General features: G+C 68.3%; 16 protein-coding genes, 3 rRNA genes and 1 pseudogene. 17 read left to right on the top strand and 3 right to left on the bottom strand.

Annotated features, from left to right (window positions below):
* Positions 1 to 90 precede the first annotated feature (90 nt).
* Positions 91 to 776, bottom strand: a pseudogene (locus tag ACFPLC_RS44270) (DNA alkylation repair protein).
* A 193-nt stretch (positions 777 to 969) separates the two neighbouring features.
* On the opposite strand from ACFPLC_RS44270, the gene ACFPLC_RS44265 reads away from it, so the two are divergent.
* Positions 970 to 2,553, top strand: a complete 1,584-nt coding sequence (locus ACFPLC_RS44265) for an alpha/beta hydrolase (RefSeq protein WP_191313245.1) — start codon at positions 970 to 972, stop codon at positions 2,551 to 2,553.
* Between the two features lie 203 nt (positions 2,554 to 2,756).
* Positions 2,757 to 3,254 carry a helix-turn-helix domain containing protein gene (locus tag ACFPLC_RS44260; protein WP_378207818.1) on the top strand — a complete coding sequence of 166 codons (498 nt, stop codon included), beginning with the start codon at positions 2,757 to 2,759 and terminating at the stop codon, positions 3,252 to 3,254.
* 145 nt (positions 3,255 to 3,399) lie between these two features.
* On the opposite strand, the gene ACFPLC_RS44255 is transcribed toward ACFPLC_RS44260, so the two are convergent.
* Positions 3,400 to 4,356, bottom strand: a complete 957-nt coding sequence (locus ACFPLC_RS44255; RefSeq protein ID WP_378207821.1) for a helix-turn-helix transcriptional regulator — start codon at positions 4,354 to 4,356, stop codon at positions 3,400 to 3,402.
* Between the two features lie 74 nt (positions 4,357 to 4,430).
* Here ACFPLC_RS44255 and argC point away from each other — a divergent pair, with 74 nt between their 5' ends.
* Genes argC through argH form a run of 8 tightly spaced genes read left to right on the top strand, consistent with a single transcriptional unit; the run spans position 4,431 to position 11,878 of the window.
* The gene (gene argC / locus ACFPLC_RS44250) at positions 4,431 to 5,459 is read left to right on the top strand and encodes an N-acetyl-gamma-glutamyl-phosphate reductase (protein WP_378207824.1); all 1,029 of its coding nucleotides are present in this window, start codon (positions 4,431 to 4,433) and stop codon (positions 5,457 to 5,459) included.
* Positions 5,456 to 6,616 (top strand): bifunctional glutamate N-acetyltransferase/amino-acid acetyltransferase ArgJ, encoded by a 1,161-nt coding sequence (gene argJ, locus ACFPLC_RS44245; RefSeq protein ID WP_378207827.1) that lies wholly within the window; start codon positions 5,456 to 5,458, stop codon positions 6,614 to 6,616. The genes argC and argJ overlap by 4 nt, the downstream gene beginning before the upstream one ends.
* On the top strand, positions 6,613 to 7,530 hold the full coding sequence (argB, locus tag ACFPLC_RS44240; protein WP_191313256.1) for an acetylglutamate kinase: 918 nt from the start codon (positions 6,613 to 6,615) through the stop codon (positions 7,528 to 7,530). The genes argJ and argB overlap by 4 nt, the downstream gene beginning before the upstream one ends.
* Positions 7,527 to 8,729, top strand: coding sequence for an acetylornithine transaminase (locus ACFPLC_RS44235; RefSeq protein ID WP_378207830.1), 1,203 nt, complete (start codon positions 7,527 to 7,529; stop codon positions 8,727 to 8,729). The genes argB and ACFPLC_RS44235 overlap by 4 nt, the downstream gene beginning before the upstream one ends.
* Positions 8,729 to 9,655: an ornithine carbamoyltransferase gene (gene argF / locus ACFPLC_RS44230; RefSeq protein WP_191313260.1), complete on the top strand. Its 927-nt coding sequence runs from the start codon at positions 8,729 to 8,731 to the stop codon at positions 9,653 to 9,655. Before ACFPLC_RS44235 ends, argF begins: the two co-directional genes overlap by 1 nt.
* Positions 9,652 to 10,152 (top strand): arginine repressor, encoded by a 501-nt coding sequence (locus ACFPLC_RS44225; RefSeq protein ID WP_191313262.1) that lies wholly within the window; start codon positions 9,652 to 9,654, stop codon positions 10,150 to 10,152. The genes argF and ACFPLC_RS44225 overlap by 4 nt, the downstream gene beginning before the upstream one ends.
* Positions 10,149 to 10,430 carry an argininosuccinate synthase gene (locus ACFPLC_RS44220; RefSeq protein WP_378207833.1) on the top strand — a complete coding sequence of 94 codons (282 nt, stop codon included), beginning with the start codon at positions 10,149 to 10,151 and terminating at the stop codon, positions 10,428 to 10,430. The genes ACFPLC_RS44225 and ACFPLC_RS44220 overlap by 4 nt, the downstream gene beginning before the upstream one ends.
* Positions 10,431 to 10,462: 32 nt before the next feature.
* On the top strand, positions 10,463 to 11,878 hold the full coding sequence (argH, locus tag ACFPLC_RS44215; protein ID WP_378207836.1) for an argininosuccinate lyase: 1,416 nt from the start codon (positions 10,463 to 10,465) through the stop codon (positions 11,876 to 11,878).
* Here argH and ACFPLC_RS44210 read toward each other — a convergent pair.
* A complete protein-coding gene (locus ACFPLC_RS44210; protein ID WP_378207838.1) occupies positions 11,871 to 12,473 on the bottom strand; it encodes a TetR/AcrR family transcriptional regulator in 603 nt (200 codons plus the stop codon). The genes argH and ACFPLC_RS44210 overlap by 8 nt on opposite strands.
* A gap of 108 nt (positions 12,474 to 12,581) precedes the next feature.
* Between ACFPLC_RS44210 and ACFPLC_RS44205 the strand changes: the two genes are divergently transcribed.
* The 7 genes from ACFPLC_RS44205 to ACFPLC_RS44175 all read left to right on the top strand — a co-directional run bounded on the left by ACFPLC_RS44205 (position 12,582) and on the right by ACFPLC_RS44175 (position 23,058).
* Complete coding sequence (locus ACFPLC_RS44205) at positions 12,582 to 13,220, top strand: DNA-3-methyladenine glycosylase (protein WP_191313272.1); 639 nt, start codon at positions 12,582 to 12,584, stop codon at positions 13,218 to 13,220.
* A gap of 32 nt (positions 13,221 to 13,252) precedes the next feature.
* Positions 13,253 to 14,527, top strand: coding sequence for a tyrosine--tRNA ligase (gene tyrS, locus ACFPLC_RS44200; protein ID WP_378207840.1), 1,275 nt, complete (start codon positions 13,253 to 13,255; stop codon positions 14,525 to 14,527).
* 350 nt (positions 14,528 to 14,877) lie between these two features.
* A 16S ribosomal RNA gene (locus ACFPLC_RS44195) occupies positions 14,878 to 16,398 on the top strand.
* A gap of 309 nt (positions 16,399 to 16,707) precedes the next feature.
* Positions 16,708 to 19,829: ribosomal RNA gene (locus ACFPLC_RS44190) — 23S ribosomal RNA — on the top strand.
* Between the two features lie 64 nt (positions 19,830 to 19,893).
* Positions 19,894 to 20,010 (top strand): 5S ribosomal RNA (gene rrf, locus ACFPLC_RS44185).
* Together the 16S, 23S and 5S rRNA genes form the textbook arrangement of a ribosomal RNA operon.
* A 95-nt stretch (positions 20,011 to 20,105) precedes the next feature.
* Positions 20,106 to 22,100: a hypothetical protein gene (locus ACFPLC_RS44180; RefSeq protein ID WP_378204541.1), complete on the top strand. Its 1,995-nt coding sequence runs from the start codon at positions 20,106 to 20,108 to the stop codon at positions 22,098 to 22,100.
* Entirely contained in the window at positions 22,093 to 23,058 is a 966-nt protein-coding gene (locus tag ACFPLC_RS44175) for an HAD-IIA family hydrolase (protein WP_378204544.1), read from the top strand. The genes ACFPLC_RS44180 and ACFPLC_RS44175 overlap by 8 nt, the downstream gene beginning before the upstream one ends.
* The last annotated feature ends 9 nt before the right edge of the window (positions 23,059 to 23,067 follow it).

Genomic DNA, 23,067 nt, shown 5'->3' with positions numbered 1-23,067 from the left:
GAGTCGACTGCCTGGGTACGTGATCCGATCCTCCCGGCCCCCGGCCCCCGGCCCCCGGCCCCCGGCCCCCGGCCCCCGAGGAACCTCACCTCACCCGATGTGCTTCAGCGCCTCCCGCCTCGACAGCCCGGACAACCCCGGGTGATCGTCCACAAAGCACCGTACCCAGTCCGGCGCCGTCTTCGCGTAGTCCCGTAGCGCCCACCCGATTCCCTTGCGCAGGAAGAACTCCGGCTCGGCGATCGACGGCTCGATCGCCCGGGTGAGCAGGTCCGTGTCCGTTTCCCCCTTCGCGCCCACCTGGCAGATGATCGCCGTCCGGCGGCGCCAGAGGTCGGTGTCGTGGGCCCACGCCAGCATGATCGGGGTCATCCGGGGGCGGTACTCCCGGAGAATGGGGCCGATCCGGCGGATGGCGAGCTCGTCCACGTAGTCCCACCACGCCCCGCCGACGATCATTTCCTCGTACAGCGGGACCAGGTCCGGGGCCTGCCAGCGCCGGTACGCCCGGTATCCGGACAGATCGATCGCCGCGTAGCGCTCCTCGCGGAATTCGGCTGCTCGCCACAGCGCCAGGACGGCCGCCGAAAACGTCACCCGATCGGTCAATGTGTGGTCGGCCAGCACTCGCTTGAGGAGCGCGCTGCGCTCGGGTTTCGCCACCCCGCGGAAGGGCATGGCCGACTTCATGTACGCCTGCATCGCCGGCGCTTCGCCGGGTCGGCCAGCTCCGCCAGCCCGGCGCGGATCGCCGTGACCAGCTTTTCCGCGTTCATCTGTCCTCCCGTGGGGCTCCGGCGATCCGGAGCGTACTGCCGGCCACCGACAGTTCCGCCGCCGCGCGGCCGCGCCAGGTACCAACGAAAGGCGGATGGCGAAAGTCGCGTCGGTCAGCGAGATTGTCCGGGGTTGCCGGTAGTTTCGTCGAAATCTGGCGAACGCTGTCGAATGCGGACGAAAAGGACGACTGTGAAACGAATCGTTGCCGCCATCGCCACGGCGGGGCTCGCGGCCGGGCTGCTGGCCGCCGCGCCCGCCGCCTCGGCGGAAACCGGGGTGCAGTTCACCCCCGCGCCGATCGCCTGGGGCCCCTGCGCGTCGGCGAGCCTCAAGGCCAACGGCGCCGAGTGCGGCTTCCTCGAAGTGCCGATGGACTACGCGAAGCCGGGCGGGGCGAAGGTCTCCGTCGCGGTCTCGCGGATCAAGCACAAGACCGCGCAGTCCCAGGGCATCATGCTGGTGAACCCGGGCGGCCCGGGTGGCTCCGGCCTCGGCCTCTCGGTGCTCGGCAAGTACGTGCCGAACCACGCCGGGGACAACTACGACTGGATCGGCTTCGACCCGCGGGGTGTCGGGTCCAGCAAGCCCGCCGTCAGCTGCGACGGGAACTACTTCAGCTACAACCGCCCGGCGTACGTGCCGACCACGCCGCAGCTGGAGAAGACCTGGCTCGACCGCTCGAAGGGGTACGCCGACGCGTGCCGCAAGAACGGCGAGATCCTGAACCACCTCAAGACGACCGACGTCGCGCAGGACATGGACAGCCTGCGCAAGGCCCTCGGCGAGAAGCAGATCAACTACTACGGCTTCTCCTACGGCACCTACCTCGGCCAGGTGTACAGCACCCTGTACCCGAAGAACGTCCGCCGGATGGTGCTGGACGGCAACGTCGACCCGCGGAAGGTCTGGTACCAGGCCAACCTCGACCAGGACGTCGCGTTCGACAAGAACATCAAGATCTACTTCGACTGGCTCGCGAAGTACGACGACGTCTACCACCTGGGCAACACCGGCGACGCGGTCGAGAAGCTGTGGTACGCCACGCAGCACAAACTCGCCGAGAACCCGGCGGGCGGGGTCATCGGCGGCGACGAGTGGACCGACATCTTCCTGCAGGCCGGCTATTACGTCTTCGGCTGGGTCGACATGGCCAAGGCCTTCGACGGCTACGTGCACCGGGGTGACTGGCAGACGCTCAAGGACCTCTACGACAGCTCGAACCCGCCGGGCAACGACAACGGCTTCGCCGTGTACCTGGGCGTGCAGTGCACCGACGTGCAGTGGCCGACCGACTGGAACCGGTGGCGGGTCGACAACTGGCTGACCTACTTCAAGGCCCCGTTCGAGACGTGGGGCAACGCCTGGTTCAACGCGCCCTGCGTGTTCTGGCCGGCGAAGGCGGGCAAGCCGGTGAACATCGACGGCCGCAAGGTGGCCGGTGCCCTGCTCATCAGCGAAGAGCTCGACGCCGCCACGCCGTACACCGGCAGCCTCGAGGTGCGGAAGCGGTTCCCGAACTCGAGCCTGATCAGCGCGCCGGGCGGGACCACGCACGCCGGTTCGCTGTCCGGGGTGTCCTGTGTGGACGACAAGATCGCCGACTACCTGGCGAACGGCACCCTGCCGAAGCGCCAGCCCGGCAACCACTCGGACGTCCAGTGCAGCCCGGTGCCGCCGCCGGTGCCCGACGGCGCCGCGGCGCAGAAGTCGGACAACACCGCGAAGGCCGCCCAGGAGAAGCAGAGCACGCTGGCCCAGCTGCTGCACTTCTGAGCGAAACTGCTTCACCCCGCTGCCCCGGCCCGGTTCTTCCGGACCGGGGCAGTGTCCTGTCCGCCGGTGTCCCATCGTCGCCTCCTCGTGACGGTTCGTGGTCATCGCCGACGTTAGGGGAGGGGTCCGACAATTTCGGAGCGGAGTGGGCCGTGAGCAGCGCGTGGCCGAAAATTGTCGGGGGTGCGCGCTAGCTTCGTGGCATGTCGATCATCGAAGAGCGCCGGACCGAGATCCGGGCAGCCGACAACATCTACCAGATCGTGGTCTCGACCAGGACGGACGTCGACCGCGCCGAACCCACACCCCGGGTGATGATCACCCTGGAAGCCGGCGGTCCCGGCGGCGAACCGGTCGCCGAGGGCAGCCTCGACGTCGACGTCGCGGTGGCGGACACGGTGGCGGAGCTCGTGGCGGACGGCTTGCTGTCCGCGACCGGCGCCGGCCGCGGGCCGCGGCGAAGATCCGCGGACCGGCCCGCCCAGCAGGGCCGCCCGTGGAGCGAGGAGTCGGACGCGGAGCTGGAGAGCCGGTGGATCGCGGGGGAGAGCGTCGCGCAGCTCGCGGCGTACTTCGAGCGCACCCCCGGCGGCATCCGCGCCCGGCTGCCGCGAGTGGGCTGCGACCCGGAGAACCCGGGCTGCTACCTCCCCGTGCCGCCGAGCAGGCGCACGGACCTGGACGGAGGTGAGCCGGGCTGACTGGTGGCGGTGGGCCGGTCCGCAGGGTGGACCGGCCCACCGCCGGGTCCGGTGAGCCGATCAATCAGGGGAGGATTCAGTGAGCAGGTCACCGAAGGCGGTGCGCCGGAGCACGTCGGCAGGCGGGCGAGGAAAAAATCGCCGGTCAGTCCGGCACGGCCGCGGTTGCGCGGGCGGCGAGCACCTTCAGGTGTGCCACCAGTTCTGGCGGTTCCTCGACCGTGAACGCGCACCCCAGGCCCAGCAGCCGGAACGCGAGCCAGTCCACCGTGTCCGTGTGGCTCCGCCACCGGCAGCGGCCGTCGCCGAGGTCGGTCAGTTCGCCCATCGCCGGTCCCAGCCGGGGAGCGATCTGCGACGCCGGTTCCGCCAAGACCGCCACCGCCCGGTACGACGGCGCCAGGTCGTAGAACCGGTCGAGGACGTAGGCCGCCAGGTCCGTGGCTGGTGGCTCGCGCGGCACCGCCCGGCCACCGGTCGCCTGAGCCTCGGTGACGCGGTCCGCGCGGAAAACGCGCCAGTCGGCCCGGTCGAGGTCGTAGGCGACCAGGTACCAGCGGCGGCCCGCGGCGACCAGCCGCAGCGGCTCGGCGCGGCGCCGGGTCTCGGCGCCGTCGTGGGCTCGGTAGCGGAACCGGACGGTCTCGTGGTTGGTGATCGCCGCGGCGAACACCGTCAGCTGCGCCGGGTCGACGACCGGTCCGGTGGCCGGCACGGCGACCGTCGCCGTGCCGATCGTGCCCACCCGCCGCCGCAACCGCGCCGGCAGGACCTGCTCGAGCTTGGCCAGCGCCCGCACGGACGCTTCCTCGATGCCGTCGACCGTCTGGCCCGCCGCCGTCCGCAGCCCGACGGCGATCGCGACGGCTTCCTCGTCGTCGAGCACCAGCGGGGGCATCGCGGTGCCGGCGACCAGCCGGTACCCGCCCGCCACACCGCGGCTGGCCTCGACCGGGTAGCCCAGGTCGCGCAGCCGGTCGATGTCGCGGCGGATGGTGCGCGGGCTGACGCCCATGCGCTCGGCGAGTTCGCTGCCCGGCCACTCGCGAGGTGTCTGGAGCAGGGAAAGCAGGCCGAGCAACCGGGCCGGGGTGTCCGTCATGGGCCCAGCATCCCAAGGTGGCGGCCACCACTCCGGGTTTGTTTAGACTTGCAAGGGCGTGCATAATCATGCGTATGACGGTGAACATCGCGGTGGCCGGAGCCAGCGGGTACGCGGGTGGTGAGCTGCTGCGCCTGCTCCTGACCCATCCCGGGGTCGAGATCGGCGCGCTCACGGCCGCCAGCAGCGCGGGCACGAAGCTCGGCGTCCACCAGCCCCACCTCGTCCCCCTCGCCGACCGCGTCCTGGCCGAGACGACGCCGGAGACGCTCGCCGGCCACGACGTCGTCTTCCTCGCGCTGCCCCACGGGCACTCGGCGGAGCTCGCGGCGCAGCTCGGCCCGGACGTCCTGGTGGTCGACCTCGGCGCCGACCACCGCCTGGCCGACGCGGCCGACTGGCAGCGCTGGTACGGCGGCGACCACGCCGGCCAGTGGCCGTACGGCCTGCCCGAGCTGCCCGGCGCCCGCGAACGGCTCGCCGGCACCAAGCGCATCGCCGTGCCGGGGTGCTTCCCGACCGGCGGGTCGCTGGCCCTGGCGCCCGCGTTCACCGCCGGGCTGATCGACCCCGACGTCACGATCGTCGCGGTCACCGGCACCTCCGGCGCGGGCAAGAGCCTCAAGCCGCACCTGCTCGGCTCCGAGGTGATGGGCTCGGCGAGCGCGTACGGCGTCGGCGGCGCCCACCGCCACACCCCCGAGTTCGCGCAGAACCTCTCGGCCGTCGCGGGCGAGAAGGTCACCGTGTCCTTCACGCCGGTGCTCGCGCCGATGCCCCGCGGCATCCTCACCACGGCGACCGCCCCGCTGAAGGACGGCGTCGACGAGGCCGCGGCCCGTGCGGCGTACGAAAAGGCCTACGACGCGGAGCCGTTCGTCCAGTTGCTGCCCGCGGGCGCCTGGCCGACGACCGCGGCCACGCTCGGCTCGAACAACACCCAGCTGCAGGTCACGGTCGACGCCGACGCCCGGCGCCTGGTCGTCGTCGCCGCGATCGACAACCTCACGAAGGGCACCGCCGGCGGTGCCGTCCAGTCGATGAACCTGGCCCTCGGCCTCCCGGAAACCACCGGGCTTCCCACCGTAGGAGTGGCACCGTGACCGTCACCGGCCCCCAGGGCTTCCGCGCCGCCGGCGTCGCCGCCGGGATCAAGGCCTCCGGCGCGCTCGACCTCACCCTGGTCGTCAATGACGGGCCGCTCGACGTCGCGGCGGGCGTGTTCACCCGCAACGTCATCAAGGCCGCGCCGGTGCTGTGGTCGCAGGAGGTGCTCAAGCAGCAGCGGCTGAAGGCCGTCGTCCTCAACTCGGGCGGCGCCAACGCGGCCACCGGCCCCGGCGGTTTCCAGGACACCCACGCCACGGCCGAAAAGGTCGCCGGAGTCCTGGAGGCGGGCGCGATCGAGGTCGCTGTCTGCTCCACCGGCCTGATCGGCGAGCGGCTGCCGATGGACGCCGTCCTGTCCGGAGTGGACACCGCGGTCAAGGCTCTCGACGCGAGCCCCGAAGCGAGCCTCAACGCCGCCAAGGGCGTGATGACCACCGACACCAAGCCGAAGCAGGCGTTTGCCAAGCACGACAGCGGCTGGAGCGTCGGCGGCTTCGCCAAGGGCGCGGGCATGCTCGCGCCGAACCTCGCCACCATGCTCTCGGTCCTGACCACCGACGCGGTGGTGGACAAGGAAACCCTCGACCGGGCCCTGCGCGCGGCGACCCACATCACCTTCGACCGGCTCGACGTCGACGGCGGCACGTCCACCAACGACACCGTCCTGGTCCTGGCGTCCGGCGCGAGCGGGGTCGAACCCACCGAGGCCGAGCTCACCGAGCTGCTCACCGCGGTCAGCCACGACCTCGTGCTCCAGCTGCGTGCCGACTCCGAAGGCGCGACCAAGGACGTCGACGTCACCGTGCGGGGCGCGGCCACCGAAGCCGACGCGATCGCCGTCGCCCGCACGATCGCCGAGGACAACCTGGTCAAGACGGCGCTGTTCGGCTCCGACCCGAACTGGGGCCGGATCGCCATGGCACTCGGCCGGGTGCCGGCCCGCATCGACCCGGACGCCGTGTCGATCGCGATCAACGGCGTCACCCTGTTCGCCCAGGGCGTGCCCGCGGCCGACCGGTCCGAGGCCGACCTCACCGGCCGGGCCATCGAAATCGTCGTCGACCTCGGCGTCGGCATGAGCACGGCGACCATCTACACCACCGATCTTTCGCACGGTTACGTCGAAGAGAACAGCGCGTACTCCTCATGAACCAGGAGGCTCTGATTTCCGCGGACGAACGACTCGCGACGGCGGCCGAAAAGGCCGGGGTGCTCATCGAGGCGCTGCCTTGGCTGCAGCGGTTCCACGGGGCCACCGTGGTGGTGAAGTACGGCGGCAACGCGATGATCGACGATCAGCTGAAGTCGGCCTTCGCCGAGGACATGGTTTTCCTCCGGCTGGCCGGCCTGCGCCCGGTCGTCGTGCACGGCGGCGGCCCGCAGATCACCGCGATGCTCAAGCGCCTCGGCGTCGAAGGCGAGTTCAAGGGCGGCCTGCGGGTCACCACGCCGGAGACGATGGACATCGTCCGGATGGTGCTCACCGGGCAGGTCAGCCGCGAGCTCGTCGGGCTGATCAACGCGCACGGGCCGTACGCGGTCGGCATCTCCGGCGAGGACGCCCGGCTGTTCACCGCCGAGCGCAAACAGGCCACTGTGGACGGTGAGCAGGTCGACATCGGGCTCGTCGGCGAGGTCGCCGAGGTCAACCCGGACGCGGTGCTCGACATCGTCAACGCCGGGCGCATCCCGGTGGTCTCCACCGTCGCCCCGGACGTCGACGGCGTGGTGCACAACGTCAACGCCGACACGGCCGCCGGTGCGCTCGCGGCCGCGCTGGGCGCCGAAAAGCTCGTGGTGCTCACCGACGTCGAAGGCCTGTACGCCAACTGGCCCGACCGGTCGTCGCTGATCGACCGCATCCGCGTCGACCGCCTCGAGACCATGCTGCCCGGCCTGGCCAGCGGCATGATCCCGAAGATGGAGGCGTGCGTGCGCGCCATCCGCGGCGGCGTGCGCCGGGCGCACGTGATCGACGGCCGCCTCGCCCACTCGGTGCTGCTGGAGGTCTTCACCTCGCGCGGCATCGGCACCATGGTCTTCCCCGAAACGGAGCTCCCGTGACCGACCTCGAGTCCAATGTGGATGGCCAGGCGCACTGGCAGTCCGCCCTGATGGACAACTACGGCACCCCCACGCTGACGCTGGTGCGCGGCGAGGGCGCGAAGGTGTGGGACGCCGACGGCAAGGAGTACGTCGACCTGGTCGGCGGCATCGCCGTCAACGCGCTCGGCCACGCGCACCCGGCCGTCGTCGAAGCCGTCACCGAGCAGATCAAGCGGCTCGGCCACACCTCGAACCTCTACGTCAACCCGGTCGCCGTCGAGCTCGCCGAGGCGCTGCTCGACGTCGCCGGCCTCACCGGCCACGGCAAGGTGCTGTTCGTCAACTCCGGCGCCGAGGCCAACGAAGCCGCGCTGAAGATCAGCCGGCTGACCGGGCGCACCAAGGTGGTCGCCGCCGAAGGCGCGTTCCACGGCCGGACCATGGGCGCGCTGACCCTCACCGGCCAGCCCGGCAAGCGCGACGCCTTCAAGCCGCTGGTGCCCGGGGTGGAGCACGTCCCCTTCGGTGACGTCGCGGCGCTCAAGGCCGCCGTCGACACCGACACCGCGGCCGTGTTCCTCGAGCCGGTGCTCGGCGAAGCGGGCGTCATCCCGGCGCCGGACGGCTACCTGCAGGCCGCCCGCGAAATCACCAAGGCCACCGGCACGCTGCTGGTGCTCGACGAGGTGCAGACCGGTCTCGGCCGGCTCGGCACCTGGTTCGGCTACCAACAGGCCGGCGTCGTCCCGGACGTCATCACGCTGGCGAAGGGCCTCGGCGGCGGGCTGCCGCTGGGCGCGGTGATCGGCGTCGGCGCGGCGGGCGACCTGCTCAAGCCGGGCCAGCACGGCACCACCTTCGGCGGCAACCCGGTCTGCTGCGCGGCCGGCCTGGCCGTGCTGAAGACCATCGCCGCCGAGGGCCTCCTCGACCACGTCGCCTCGCTGGGCAAGGACATCGCGGCCGGCGTCGAGGCGCTGGGCCACCCGCTCGTCGCCGGCGTGCGCGGCGCCGGGCTGCTGCTCGGCATCGCCCTGAAGCAGCCGGTCTCGGCGGCGGTGGCTCAGGCCGTCCAGGCCGCGGGCTACCTCGTCAACCCGGTCGCGCCGGACACCATCCGCCTCGCGCCCCCGCTCGTCCTCGACGGCGACCAGGCCGAAGGCTTCCTCGCCGCGCTCCCGGACGCGCTCGACTCCACCACGAAGGACTCCGACTGATGCTGCGCCACTTCCTCCGCGACGACGACGTCAGTCCGGCCGAGCAGAAGGCCATCCTCGATCTCGCCGACGCACTCAAGGCCGACCCGCTCGGCAACAAGACCCTCGCCGGCAAGTCCGTCACGGCGATCTTCGAGAAGAACTCGACGCGGACCCGGTTCTCGTTCGAGGTCGGCATCAGCCAGCTCGGCGGCCACCCGGTGATCGTCGACGGCCGATCGATGCAGCTCGGCCGCGAAGAGACCATCGAAGACACTTCGCGGGTCCTCTCTCGTTACGTCGACGGGATCGTGTGGCGCACCTTCGCGCAGAAGCGCATCGAGACGATGGCGTCGGCCGCGTCGATCCCCGTGGTCAACGCGCTCACCGACGAGTTCCACCCGTGTCAGGTGCTCACCGACCTGATGACGATCCGCGAGCGCAAGGGCAGGCTCGCCGGCCTCACCCTCGTCTACCTCGGCGACGGCGCCAACAACATGGCCCACTCGCTGCTGCTCGGCGGGGTCACCGCCGGGATGCACGTCCGGGTCGTCTCGCCGGTCGGCTTCCAGCCGGACCAGGGCGTGATGCTGGACGCGAAGAAGCGCGCGAGCGAGACCGGCGGCACCGCCACCGTCTTCACCGACCCGTACGCGGCGGTCGACGGCGCGGACGTGCTCGTCACCGACACGTGGACGTCGATGGGGCAGGAGAACGACGGGCTCGACCGGGTCGGCCCGTTCCGCGCCCTCCAGGTCAACACCGAGCTGCTGAAGAAGGCCGCGGACGACGCGATCGTGCTGCACTGCCTGCCGGCGCACCGCGGCTGGGAGATCACCGACGAGGTGATCGACGGCCCGGCCAGCGCGGTCTGGGACGAGGCCGAGAACCGCCTGCACGCCCAGAAGGCGCTGCTCGTCTGGCTGTTCGAGGAGAGCCGACGATGACCGGCAGCCGAGTGGGCAGGCAGGCCCGGATCACCGAGCTCGTGTCCACCATGACCATCCGCAGCCAGACCGAGCTGGCCAAGCTGCTGGCCGCCGAAGGCATCGAGGTCACCCAGGCGACGCTGTCGCGCGACCTCGACGAGCTGGGCGCGGTCAAGCTGCGCGGGCCGGACTCGGGCGCGCCGGTCTACGTCATCCCCGAAGACGGCAGCCCGGTCCGCGGTGTGCAGGGCGGCACGTCCCGGCTCTCCCGGCTGCTGGCCGAGCTGATGGTCTCGGCGGACTCGTCCGGCAACCTGACCGTGCTGCGCACCCCGCCCGGGGCGGCCCAGTTCCTGGCCAGCGCGATCGACCGGGCGGCCCTGGAAGAGGTCGTCGGGTCGATCGCGGGCGACGACACGGTCGCCGTGATCGCGCGCGAGCCGTTGACCGGCAAGGACCTGGCCGAACGGTTCGCCGCCCTCGCCCAGCGGTCGGCGGACGAAGGACCACCATGATCGCCGACATCTTCCCGGCCGAGGGCGAGTTCCTCGCGCCGGACGAGGTCGTCGTCACCTACGACGGCGGGGTGCCGGTGGCGATCGACGGCGAGACCGTCTCCGTCGCCGAAGCGCGCCGGATGCTGAGCGTGCGCGGCGAGGCGCAGAGGATCTCGCGCCGCGAAGCGTGCGCCGCCCTCGAACGGCGGGCCGGCCGCGGATGCGCCAGGCTGACCGACACCGTTTCGGGCGAAGTCCGCCTGGTCCTGTACGACGGCCGGATCACCGTCGCCTGACATCGAACGAACACCGAGGAGAAGCGAGAACAGTGAGCGGGAACGAGCAGCCGGTGCAGCTGTGGGGCGGCCGGTTCGCCAGCGGTCCGGCGGAGGCCATGGCCGCGCTGAGCGCGTCGACGCACTTCGACTGGCGCCTGGCGCCCTACGACATCGCCGGGTCCCGCGCGCACGCTCGCGTGCTGCGCAAGGCGGGCCTGCTCACCGAAGACGAGCTCGCCGGCATGCTGGCCGCGCTGGACACGCTCGCCCAGGACGTCGCGTCGGGGGCGTTCACCCCGACGATCGCCGACGAAGACGTGCACACGGCCCTCGAACGCGGCCTGCTGGAGCGGGCGGGCACCGAGCTCGGCGGCAAGCTGCGCGCCGGCCGTTCGCGCAACGACCAGGTGGCCACGCTGTTCCGGATGTGGCTGCGCGACGCCGCCCGCCGGGTCGTCGCCGGCACCCTGGAGGTCATCGACGCGCTGGTGTCGCAGGCGAAGCGGCACCCGGACGCCGTCCTGCCCGGCCGCACGCACCTGCAGCACGCTCAGCCCGTGCTGCTCGCGCACCACCTGATGGCCCACGGCCAGGCGCTGCTGCGGGACGTCTCGCGCCTGCAGGATTGGGACGCCCGCACGGCCGAGTCGCCGTACGGCTCGGGTGCGCTCGCCGGCTCGTCGCTGGGCCTCGACCCCGAGGCCGTCGCCGAGGAGCTGGGCTTCGCCACCAGCGTCGAGAACTCCATCGACGGCACCGCTTCGCGTGACTTCGTCGCCGAGTTCGCCTTCGCCGTCGCGATGCTCGCGGTGAACCTGTCCCGGATCGCCGAAGAGGTGATCATCTGGAACACCGCCGAGTTCGGGTACGTCACGCTGGACGACGCCTGGGCCACCGGCAGCTCGATCATGCCGCAGAAGAAGAACCCGGACGTCGCCGAGCTCACGCGCGGCAAGGCGGGCCGGCTGATCGGCAACCTCACCGGCCTGCTGGCCACCCTCAAGGCGCAGCCGCTGGCCTACAACCGCGACCTGCAGGAGGACAAGGAGCCGGTGTTCGACTCGGTCGAGCAGCTCGAGCTCCTGTTCCCGGCGATCGCCGGCATGCTCCAAACGCTCACCTTCCACACCGACCGGCTCGCCGAGCTGGCCCCGGCGGGCTTCACCCTCGCCACCGACATCGCCGAGTGGCTGGTGCGCCAGGGCGTCCCGTTCCGCGTCGCGCACGAAGCGGCGGGAGAGAGCGTCCGCGTCGCCGAGTCCCGCGGCGTCGGCCTGGACGAGCTGACCGACGAAGAGTTCGAGAAGATCAACCCGGCGCTCACGCCCGCGGTGCGCGAAGTCCTGACCGTCGAAGGTTCGGTGAACTCCCGCGACGCCCGGGGCGGCACGGCACCCGTCCGGGTGGCGGAACAGCGAGCGCGGCTGGAAGAGCGCGTCACCGCGGCCCGCCAGTGGCTCAACTGAGGGACTTCCGGAGCTTGGCCCGGACGGCCCGCGTGGCCACCGGGCCGAGCCCGTCCAGGACGTCGACGAGCACGGCCAGCTGCTCCAAGGCGGTGACGGCCTGCTCGGCGCCGTCGGGGTCGACCGTGTCGAACAGCGTCAGCCCGAGGAACCCGGTGGACACGGCGTGGGCCAGCCCGTCGGGGTCCGCGAGCTCGGCCAGCGGCGAACCCTCGAGCACCCGCTCGAGGGCCGTCCGCACCTCGGTGATCCACTTGTCGAGGCCTTCGCGGGTGGCCTCGGCGAGCCGTTCGCTGCCCTGCGCCCCGGCGAGGGTCTGGGCGAGGAGGGCCAGGTTGCCTTCCGCGCGTTCCGCGGTCCGGATCTCCCGGCCGAGCGCCAGCAGCTCGCCGACCGTGGCGACGGTGGCGAACCGGTCCCGGTAGAGGGCGACCCGCGCCTCGGTCGCGGAGACGCACGCCTGGTTCGCGCCCGCGGCACTGGCCACCGACCGCGCGGAGACGGCGGTGATGCCCTGCTGCCGGACGACTTCCAGCACGCCGTCCACGAGCCGCTGCTTCGTGTCCTGCGAACTGGAGTTCCGGCCGGTGCCCATCAGTCCATGACCTTCTCACGGAGTGGCTTCACCGCTCCGCTGACGCCACCGCCGACGTCACTCAAGGGTTAAGGTGGCCGGGCCAGGCAGCCGAGGAGAGGAAACCGTTTGAGCGGCGACGCAGGCCGGTTGTTCACCCGCGACGAACTCGCGCTCGACCCGGTCGACCTGGCCCACCTGCTGCTCGGCTCGGTCCTGGAGGCCGACGGCCCGGACGGCACCGTCGGCGTCCGGCTGGTCGAGGTCGAGGCCTACCGCGGCGAGGACGATCCGGCGTCGCACTGCTACCGCGGTCAGACCCCGCGCAACGCCGTCATGTGGGGTCCCGCCGGTCACCTCTACGTGTACTTCGTCTACGGGATGCACTTCTGCGCGAACATCGTCGGCTCGACCGACGGTGTCGCCGGCGCGGTGCTGCTGCGGGCGGGCGAGGTCGTCACCGGCCTCGACGTCGTGCGCAAGCGGCGGCCGAACGCGCGGGGGACCGGCGAGCTGGCCAAGGGCCCGGCGATCCTCACGTCGGTGCTGCGCATCGACCGCGACGAAAACGGCGTCGACCTGACCGACCCGGCGTCGCCGGTCCGGCTGTACGTGGGCGAACGGGTGCCGGCCGAGCAGGTCCGCAGCGGCCCGCGCGTCGGCGTCGCGATGGCGATGGACACGCCGTGGCGGTTCTGGGTCGACGGCTCACCCGCCGTGTCCACCTACCGCCGCGGCGGGAAGCGGCGGGTCCGACCCGCCAGTTAGTCGGTTGACCTGGTGCGGGAGGATCTACAGGCGTGAGCGAACACATCCTCGACGAGCTGTCCTGGCGCGGCCTGATCGCGCAGTCCACCGACATCGACGCCCTCCGGCGCGAGCTCGACCAGGGTCCCGTGACGCTCTATTGCGGTTTCGACCCGACCGCGCCCAGCCTGCACGCCGGCAACCTGGTCCCGCTGCTCATGCTCAAGCGCTTCCAGCGCGCGGGGCACCGGCCGATCGTGCTGGCCGGCGGCGCGACCGGGATGATCGGCGACCCGCGCGACACCGGCGAGCGCACGCTGAACACCCTCGACGTGGTCGCCGAGTGGGCCGGGCGCATCCGCGGCCAGCTCGAGCGGTTCGTCGACTTCGACGACTCGCCGACCGGCGCGATCGTCGAAAACAACCTCAACTGGACCGGGCAGCAGACCGCGCTGGAGTTCCTGCGCGACGTCGGGAAGCACTTCTCGATCAACGTCATGCTCAACCGGGAGACGGTGAAGCGCCGGCTCGAGGGCGACGGCATGTCGTACACCGAGTTCAGCTACCTGCTCCTGCAGTCGCAGGACTACCTGCAACTGCACCGGCAGTACGGCTGCAAGCTGCAGGTCGGTGGCTCCGACCAGTGGGGCAACCTCGTCGGCGGGGTCGACCTGATCCGCCGGACGGACGGGGCGGCCGTGCACGCGCTGACCGCGCCGCTGGTCACCGACGCCGAGGGCCGCAAGTTCGGCAAGTCCACCGGCGGCGGGAACCTCTGGCTCGACCCGGAGATGACCTCGCCGTACGCCTGGTACCAGTACTTCGTCAATGTGGGTGACGCCGACGTCGTCCGCTACCTGCGGATGTTCACCTTCCTCGGCCAGGAGGAGATCGCGGCGCTGGCGGAGGACACCGAACAGCGTCCCCAGCTGCGGGCCGCGCAGAAGCGGCTGGCGGAGGAGTTCACCACGCTGGTGCACGGCGAGGAGCAGACCCGCCAGGTGATCAACGCGAGCCAGGCGCTGTTCGGCCGCGGCGAGCTCGGTGAGCTGGACGAACGCACCCTCGACGCGGCGATGGCCGAGGTGCCGAACGGCAAGGTCGACCCGTCCGGGGACGCGACGATCGTCGACCTGCTGCTCGCCGCGGGCCTGGTGGACAGCAAGGGCGCCGCGCGCCGCACCCTCAAGGAGGGCGGCGCGTACGTCAACAACGTGAAGATCGCGGACGAGGAGTGGAAGCCGTCCCGCGAGGACGCCCTCCACGGCAAGTGGCTCGTGGTCCGCAAGGGCAAGCGGAACGTCGCCGGCGTCGCGCTCGGCGGCTGACCCGCTCCGGCGACCCGAAAAAGACCCCTGACCTGCGGGAACGCGGTTAAGGGACCCCCCTGTTCCGGGCCTCCGGAGGGGGTGTAAAGTTCTCCAAGTCGCCAGGGAAACCGGGCGGCCACCGGGAACACGAACCAAGCTCTCGCGGATCGCGATTGAGTGGGTGTCCCACCAAAAACTGCTAGGAATGACTCGCTTCGAGCGAGCCGCTTGGTCGCGGCGGACTCGGGGTGTGTTGCTTGAGAACTCAACAGTGTGCTAGTGAACTAAGCCAGTAGAGCTTATATGAAACCCCCTCGTCGGGGTTTCCTTTGAGAGCAATACATTTGCCTCGATTGAATTCGAAGACATTGTTGGAGAGTTTGATCCTGGCTCAGGACGAACGCTGGCGGCGTGCTTAACACATGCAAGTCGAACGCTGAACCACTTTCGGGTGGGGATGAGTGGCGAACGGGTGAGTAACACGTGGGTAATCTGCCCTGCACTCTGGGATAAGCCTTGGAAACGAGGTCTAATACCGGATATCACCTTTCTAGGCATCTAGATTGGTTGAAAGTTCTGGCGGTGCAGGATGAACCCGCGGCCTATCAGCTTGTTGGTGGGGTAGTGGCCTACCAAGGCGACGACGGGTAGCCGGCCTGAGAGGGTGACCGGCCACACTGGGACTGAGACACGGCCCAGACTCCTACGGGAGGCAGCAGTGGGGAATATTGCACAATGGGCGCAAGCCTGATGCAGCGACGCCGCGTGAGGGATGACGGCCTTCGGGTTGTAAACCTCTTTCGCCAGGGACGAAGCGCAAGTGACGGTACCTGGATAAGAAGCACCGGCTAACTACGTGCCAGCAGCCGCGGTAATACGTAGGGTGCGAGCGTTGTCCGGATTTATTGGGCGTAAAGAGCTCGTAGGCGGTTTGTCGCGTCGGCCGTGAAATCTCCACGCTTAACGTGGAGCGTGCGGTCGATACGGGCAGACTTGAGTTCGGTAGGGGAGACTGGAATTCCTGGTGTAGCGGTGAAATGCGCAGATATCAGGAGGAACACCGGTGGCGAAGGCGGGTCTCTGGGCCGATACTGACGCTGAGGAGCGAAAGCGTGGGGAGCGAACAGGATTAGATACCCTGGTAGTCCACGCTGTAAACGTTGGGCGCTAGGTGTGGGCGACATCCACGTTGTCCGTGCCGTAGCTAACGCATTAAGCGCCCCGCCTGGGGAGTACGGCCGCAAGGCTAAAACTCAAAGGAATTGACGGGGGCCCGCACAAGCGGCGGAGCATGTGGATTAATTCGATGCAACGCGAAGAACCTTACCTGGGCTTGACATGCGCCAGACATCCCCAGAGATGGGGCTTCCCTTGTGGTTGGTGTACAGGTGGTGCATGGCTGTCGTCAGCTCGTGTCGTGAGATGTTGGGTTAAGTCCCGCAACGAGCGCAACCCTTATCCTACGTTGCCAGCGCGTTATGGCGGGGACTCGTGGGAGACTGCCGGGGTCAACTCGGAGGAAGGTGGGGATGACGTCAAGTCATCATGCCCCTTATGTCCAGGGCTTCACACATGCTACAATGGCTGGTACAGAGGGCTGCGATACCGCGAGGTGGAGCGAATCCCTTAAAGCCGGTCTCAGTTCGGATCGCAGTCTGCAACTCGACTGCGTGAAGTCGGAGTCGCTAGTAATCGCAGATCAGCAACGCTGCGGTGAATACGTTCCCGGGCCTTGTACACACCGCCCGTCACGTCATGAAAGTCGGTAACACCCGAAGCCCATGGCCCAACCCCGTAAGGGGAGGGAGTGGTCGAAGGTGGGACTGGCGATTGGGACGAAGTCGTAACAAGGTAGCCGTACCGGAAGGTGCGGCTGGATCACCTCCTTTCTAAGGAGCACAACACATCCCAGCTCATAGAGCTGGGAGTGGCTGGAGCTTAGGCCTCGAATGCAGGTCTGCTCTGGTTGCTCAAGGAATTGTGGAACTACTGGTTATGGTCATGGTTGGTAGGCAATGCCTGCGGTAGTACTGATCGCTTGCGATCGTGGAACTCGCGGCCGGCGCCTGGGGCCGTGGTTGTTCACTTGGCACACTGTTGGGTCCTGAGGCAACACGCCTTGGGGCTACTCGCCCCAGAGGGACGTTTGTTTCTGGTGTGGTGTTTGAGAACTGTAGAGTGGATGCGAGCATCTTTGTGGTCAAGTTGTTAAGGGCACATGGTGGATGTCTTGGCTTCAGGAGCCGATGAAGGACGTAGGAGGCTGCGATAAGCCTCGGGGAGCTGTCAACCGAGCTGTGATCCGAGGATTTCCGAATGGGGAAACCCAGCACCAGTGATGTGGTGTTACCCGCACCTGAATATATAGGGTGTGTGGAGGGAACGCGGGGAAGTGAAACATCTCAGTACCCGCAGGAAGAGAAAACAACCGTGATTCCGTGAGTAGTGGCGAGCGAAAGCGGAAGAGGCTAAACCGTTTGCATGTCAAGCTGTCAGGCGTTGTGCAGACGGTGTTGTGGGACCCGCCTTGAAGGGACTGACATTCCTTCGGATTTGCGCAGTGGTTAGTGGAACGCCTTGGGATGGGCGGCCGGAGTGGGTGAGAGCCCCGTACGCGAAAACTGCTGTTGTTGGTCTTGGTGGTGTTCCCGAGTAGCAGCGAGCTCGTGGAATTTGCTGTGAATCTGCCGGGACCACCCGGTAAGCCTAAATACTTCCTGAAGACCGATAGCGGACGAGTACCGTGAGGGAAAGATGAAAAGTACCCCGGGAGGGGAGTGAAAGAGTACCTGAAACCGTGTGCCTACAAGCCGTCAGAGCCTACTTGTTGGGTGATGGCGTGCCTTTTGAAGAATGAGCCTGCGAGTTAGTGCTGCGTGGCGAGGTTAACCCGTGTGGGGTAGCCGTAGCGAAAGCGAGTCTGAATAGGGCGCCCATAGTCGCGTGGTCTAGACCCGAAGCGGAGTGATCTACCCATGGCCAGGGTGAAGCGACGGTAAGACGTCGTGGAGGCCCGAACCCACTTAGGTTGAAAACTGAGGGGATGAGCTGTGGGTAGGGGTGAAAGGCCAATCAAACTCCGTGATAGCTGGTTCTCCCCGAAATGCATTTAGGTGCAGCGTCACGTGTTTCTTGCCGGGGGTAGAGCTACTGGATGGTCTAGGGGCCTTACCGGGTTACCGAAATCAACCAAACTCCGAATACCGGTTAGTGAGAGCGTGGCAGTGAGACGGCGGGGGATAAGCTTCGTCGTCGAGAGGGAAACAGCCCAGAACACCAGCTAAGGCCCCTAAGTGTGTGCTCAGTGGGAAAGGATGTGGGATTGCCCAGACAACCAGGAGGTTGGCTTAGAAGCAGCCACCCTTGAAAGAGTGCGTAATAGCTCACTGGTCAAGTGGTCCTGCGCCGACAATGTAGCGGGGCTTAAGCACACCGCCGAAGCTGTGTCATTCACACATATACATCGGCTTCCGTATTCGTACGGTTGTCTAGTGGTGTGGATGGGTAGGGGAGCGTCCTGCATCCAGGGAAGCGGCGGCGGAAGCCAGTCGTGGAGGGTGTGGGAGTGAGAATGCAGGCATGAGTAGCGAATGCAGAGTGAGAAACTCTGCCGCCGGATGACCAAGGGTTCCTGGGCCAGGCTAATCCGCCCAGGGTAAGTCGGGACCTAAGGCGAGGCCGACAGGCGTAGTCGATGGACAACGGGTTGATATTCCCGTACCCGAGCATGTGCGCCCATGACGAGGCGTTTGATACTAACCACCCAAAGCCATCAGCCAATGTCTTCGGACGGAGGTTGGTGTGTGGAGCGTGGGACCTGATTTCGTAGTAGTCAAGCGATGGGGTGACGCAGGAAGGTAGCTCCGCCAGGCGATGGTTGTCCTGGTATAAGCGTGTAGGCCGTCATGTAGGCAAATCCGCATGGCAATAGGCTGAGACGTGATGTGTAGCCGTTTGAGGCGAAGTAGAGTGATCCTATGCTGCCGAGAAAAGCCTCTAGTGAGTGCATGCACGGCCCGTACCCCAAACCAACACAGGTGGTCAGGTAGAGAATACCAAGGCGATCGGGTGAACTGTGGTTAAGGAACTCGGCAAAATGCCCCCGTAACTTCGGGAGAAGGGGGGCCAAACATCCTGAAGCTCTTTACAGGCTAGGGGTGGGTGGCCGCAGAGACCAGCGGAAAGCGACTGTTTACTAAAAACACAGGTCCATGCGAAGTCGCAAGACGATGTATATGGACTGACGCCTGCCCGGTGCTGGAACGTTAAGAGGACCGGTTAGCCTTTCGGGGCGAAGCTGAGAATTTAAGCGCCAGTAAACGGCGGTGGTAACTATAACCATCCTAAGGTAGCGAAATTCCTTGTCGGGTAAGTTCCGACCTGCACGAATGGCGTAACGACTTTCCGGCTGTCTCAACCACAGGCCCGGCGAAATTGCACTACGAGTAAAGATGCTCGTTACGCGCGGCAGGACGGAAAGACCCCGGGACCTTTACTATAGTTTGGTATTGGTTTTCGGTTCGGCTTGTGTAGGATAGGTGGGAGACTGTGAAGCTGCAACGCTAGTTGTGGTGGAGTCGTTGTTGAAATACCACTCTGGTCGAATTGGGAATCTGAACCTCGGGCCATGATCTGGTTCAGGGACAGTGCCTGATGGGTAGTTTAACTGGGGCGGTTGCCTCCTAAAGAGTAACGGAGGCGCCCAAAGGTTCCCTCAGCCTGGTTGGCAATCAGGTGTTGAGTGCAAGTGCACAAGGGAGCTTGACTGTGAGACAGACATGTCGAGCAGGGACGAAAGTCGGGACTAGTGATCCGGCACCTCCTGGTGGAAGGGGTGTCGCTCAACGGATAAAAGGTACCCCGGGGATAACAGGCTGATCTTGCCCAAGAGTCCATATCGACGGCATGGTTTGGCACCTCGATGTCGGCTCGTCGCATCCTGGGGCCGGAGTAGGTCCCAAGGGTTGGGCTGTTCGCCCATTAAAGCGGCACGCGAGCTGGGTTTAGAACGTCGTGAGACAGTTCGGTCCCTATCCGCCGCGCGCGTAGGATACTTGAGGAAGGCTGTCCCTAGTACGAGAGGACCGGGACGGACGAACCTCTGGTGTGCCAGTTGTTCTGCCAAGGGCATGGCTGGTTGGCCACGTTCGGAAGGGATAACCGCTGAAGGCATCTAAGCGGGAAGCCTGTTCCAAGATGAGGTATCCCACCCCATGTGGGTTAAGGCCCCCAACAGACCATTGGGTTGATAGGCCAGAAATGGAAGCACAGTAATGTGTTGTCGAGTTGACTGGTACTAATAGGCCGAGGACTTGCCTACGAAGATGTTACGCATCCACTCTACGGTTCTGAAACACCACACCAGGTGTGTTGTTTCGTAGTGTTTCGGTGGTTTTAGCGTCAGGGAAACGCCCGGTCCCATTCCGAACCCGGAAGCTAAGCCTGACAGCGCCGATGGTACTGCAACCGAAGGGTTGTGGGAGAGTAGGACACCGCCGAACTTACCTTCCGTACGGCCCGTTAGGATAGCCAGTTGGCTGCCCTAGCGGGCCGTACGCGTATGTCCAGAACAAGATTTTTCACGGCAGGAGGCCAGGTGTCCGAGTTCGGTCGACGAGACTCAAGCGATGATGGGTCCGGCCGGTCGGCACGCCGGGACGAAGGCTCCCGGGGCCGGTCGGACGGACCCCGGAAGAGCCAGGGCGGCGCGCGGCAGGACCGCGGCGGCCGCGACGGCGGTTACCAGGGGCGCCCGCGCCGTGACGACCGCGGCGTCCGCGGCGGCGGCAAGCCCTTCCGCGGCGGCGACGGTCCCCGCGACCGCGACCAGCGCGGAGGCTACGCCGGCCGCAGCTTCAGCGACCGCGACGACCGCAAGGGCGGCTACGGCAGCCGCGACTCCGCCGGCCGGCCGGGCGGGCGCTACGAAGACCGGGGCAACAGCCGGTCCGGCACCCGCAGCGACAGCTCGGGCCGCGGCTACGAGGACCGCGGCGGCCGGCCGCAGGGCAAGTCGTCGTACGGCGACCGCAAGCCCCGCTGGGACAGCAGCCGCCGTGACGACGACCGCGGCTTCCGTTCGAACGACCGCCGCGACGATTCGCGCGGCGACCGTGGCGGCTACCAGCGCCGCGACGACGACCGCGGCGCCCGCACCGGCGGCTTCCGTTCCGGCGACCGGGACCGTGGCGGTTACCAGCGCCGTGACGACGACCGTGGCGGTTTCCGCTCCAACGACCGGGACCGCGGTGGCTATCAGCGCCGCGACGATGACCGTGGCGCTCGGACGGGTGGTTTCCGTTCCGGTGACCGCGACGGCGGTGGTTACCAGCGTCGCGACGATGACCGCGGTGGCTTCCGCTCCAACGACCGGGACCGCGGTGGCTATCAGCGCCGTGACGACGACCGTGGTGCTCGGACGGGTGGTTCCGGCAACCGGGGCGGCGGCTACCAGCGTCGCGACGATGACCGTGGCGGCCGCACCGGCGGCTTCCGTTCCGATGACCGGGACCGGGGCAGCGACCGCCGCGACGAATCCCGCGGCAGCTACCAGCGTCGCGACGATCGCGGTGACCGGGCCGGTGGGTTCCGCTCGGATGACCGTGGTCGCGGTGGCAGCGACCGCCGCGATGATTCGCGTGGCGAGCGGGGCAGCTACCAGCGTCGCGATGATGACCGCGGTGGCCGCCCCGGCTACCAGCGGCGCGAGGACTCCCGCGGCGAAAGCCGGGACAACCGGGGCGAGCGCACCGGCGACTCCGGCAAGCGCAACGACCGCGACACCACCAGCCGCAGCCACGGCGACCGCAAGGACCGCCGTGACGACCGCCCCCGCCGCGACCCGCGGCCCAAGGTCGGCGCCCCGCTCGACGACGAGGCCCTCGCCAAGGAGCTCCTCGAGGCTCCCGAGCTCCCCGAGGACATCGAGTTCTCCGACCTCGACGAGGAAGCCCGCCGCGAGCTGCGGACCCTGCCGAAGGGCCTGGCGGAGACCGTCGGGAAGCACCTCGTCGCCGCCGGTGGGCTGATCGACAGCGATCCCGAGGCCGCCCTCGAGCACGCCAAGTACGCCAAGGCCAAGGCCTCGCGCGTCCCGATCGTGCGCGAAGCCCTCGGCCTGGTCGCCTACCACGCCGGCAACTGGTCCGAAGCCCTCTCCGAACTGCGGGCCGTCCGCCGGATGACGCGCAGTGACGACCACATCGCCATCATCGCCGACGCCGAGCGGGCGCTCGGGCGTCCCGAGCGGGCCCTCGACCTCGCGAAGGAGGTCGACACGGCGAAGCTCACGAAGGCCACCCAGGTCGAGCTCGCGATCGTCGCGGCCGGGGCGCGGCGGGACCTCGGGCAGCTCGACGCCGCCGTCGTCTCGCTGCAGGGTGACGACCTCAAGGCCGAGAAGCGCGACCCGTGGAGCGCTCGCCTCTTCTACGCCTACGCCGACAACCTCGAGGCGGCCGGGCGCAAGGACGAGGCCATCCGGTGGTTCCTCAACGCCGCCGAGGCCGACGCCGAAGACGAGACCGACGCCGCCGAGCGGGCCGCCGATCTGTCGAATGCGGAGAACGACGAAAAAGACACCGATGAGTGACGCTCTCCTCGCGGCCTACGACGCGGTCCTCTTCGACCTCGACGGCACCGTCTACCACGGCACCCGGGTGATCCCGGGTGCCCCGGAGACGGTGCGGGCCGCGCGGGAGCACGGCACCCCCGTCCGCTTCGTCACGAACAACGCCTCGAAGGCGCCCGACGAGGTCGTCGCGCACCTCACCGGGCTCGGCATGCCCGCCGAGACCGGCGAGGTGCACACCAGCGCCCAGGCCGGTGTGCAATTGCTGAAGGAACGCCTGGACGCCGGCGCCGAGGTCCTCGTCGTCGGCACCGAATCGCTCGCTGCCGAAGTCGCCCGAGCCGGGCTCGTGCCGGTGCGGGAGAACGCCTCGAGCGTCCAGGCCGTCGTTCAGGGGCACTCGCCGGACAACACCTGGGCCGCGCTGGCCGAGGCCTGCCTGGCCATCCGCGCCGGCGCGCTGTGGGTGGCCTGCAACGTCGACGCGACGCTGCCCAGCGAACGCGGTCTGCTGCCCGGCAACGGCTCCATGGTCGCCGCGCTGCGCACCGCCACGGACGTCGAACCCCTGGTCGCCGGGAAGCCGCAGCCGCTGCTGTTCGAGACCGCGGCGAGGTCGGCGGGTGCGGACCGGCCGCTGGTCGTCGGCGACCGGCTCGACACCGACATCGCCGGTGCGGTCGCCGCGGGCATCGATTCCCTGGTCGTCCTGTCCGGCGTCGCGACGCCGATGCAGCTGATCAAGGCAGTCCCCGCCGAGCGCGGCACCTACCTCGCCCAAGACCTGACCGCGCTCACCGAAGCGGCCGAAGACCTCAAGATCGGGCCGCGGCCCGGCTGGACCGTGACCGTCGAGAACCAGACCTTGACGGCGGAGGGCGACGGTGACGAGCTGGACCTGCTGCGCGCGCTGTGCCACACGGCGTGGGAGACCGGCGTCACCGAACTCGGCGAGCGCGCCAAAGCAGCACTGTCCTGACTGATACCG

It is taken from the genome of Amycolatopsis plumensis (genome assembly GCF_042652605.1).
GTDB classification, from domain to species: domain Bacteria; phylum Actinomycetota; class Actinomycetes; order Mycobacteriales; family Pseudonocardiaceae; genus Amycolatopsis; species Amycolatopsis plumensis.
The sequence above is the reverse complement of the archived record's forward strand: the minus strand, read 5'-3'. Positions and strand labels throughout refer to the sequence as shown.